This window comes from Kitasatospora sp. NPDC056531 (genome assembly GCF_042794375.1).
In the GTDB taxonomy this organism is placed as follows: Bacteria; Actinomycetota; Actinomycetes; order Streptomycetales; family Streptomycetaceae; genus Kitasatospora.
In genome coordinates this window covers 1-901 of sequence record NZ_JBHTTU010000387.1, presented here as the reverse complement: position 1 = coordinate 901, position 901 = coordinate 1, and the positions used below count along the sequence as shown (strand labels likewise).

1 protein-coding gene is annotated in these 901 nt (G+C 76.7%); it reads right to left on the bottom strand.

What is annotated here, in order from left to right:
* Window positions 1-142: 142 nt before the first annotated feature.
* The coding region (locus ACFQ87_RS46660) for an MFS transporter (protein ID WP_380617121.1) at window positions 143-901 on the bottom strand (759 nt) is incomplete at its 5' end.

The window sequence follows — 901 nt, the reverse complement described above, 5'->3', positions numbered from 1 at the left end:
TCGACGGGGGCGTCTTGGGGGCGAGGGTGGTGGTCACCTCCGGGGCCGACGGGGGGGACCCCACCCATCGACTGGGTCCGGACTCTCTGTTGGGTCTCCCGAACCAGGTCGATGCTCGGCGTGGCGGGTGCGTCACGGGCGCCTACAGCCGCCTGGGGGCCTCCTGCGGCTGAGCGGCGGCCCGGCTCGGCAGCCGGGTGGCGAGCAGCAGCCCCGCTGCGGCCACGGCGGCTGTCGCCAGGGCGGTGGGGGTGAGTGCGGCGCCCGGTGCCGTACGGCCGGCGAGGGTGGTGGCCAGGGCGACGCCCAGGGCCGGGCCGATGTTCATCGCGGTCTGCTGCAGGCCGCCCGCCACACCCGCCTCGGCGGTGGCCGCGCCGCGGACGATCGCGGAGGTGGCCGTGGCCATCACCGTGCCGAGGCCGCTGCCGAGCAGCAGGAAGCAGCAGCCGATCGCGACGGCGCCCGAGGTCGGGCCGAGCCGTGCGGTGAGCAGCGCGCCCGAGGTGATCAGGGCCATCCCGAACAGCACGGTTTCGCGCGTGCCGTGACGCTTCGCCAGCCGGGCCGAGGCGGTCGCGGCCAGGATCATCGCCACCGCGAGGGGCGCCGCCCGCAGGGCGCTCTGCAACGGGTCGAGGCCGAGGACGTCCTGCAGGAAGTAGGTGGCCGGGAAGAGGGTCCCGAACACCGCCGCCGAGGCCGCGAGCAGGATGCCGAGAGCCGGTCCCACGGTCGGTGAGCTGAGCAGGGCGGCGGGCAGCAGCGGACGGGCGGTGCGGCGCTCGTGCCGGGCGAGGGCGAGGACGGCGAGCGCGGCGGTGGTGAGGCCCGGTGCGGTGCCGGTCGACCAGCCGCCGGTCGGCAGGGTGACCAGGGTGTGCACCAGGCAGGCCAGGGC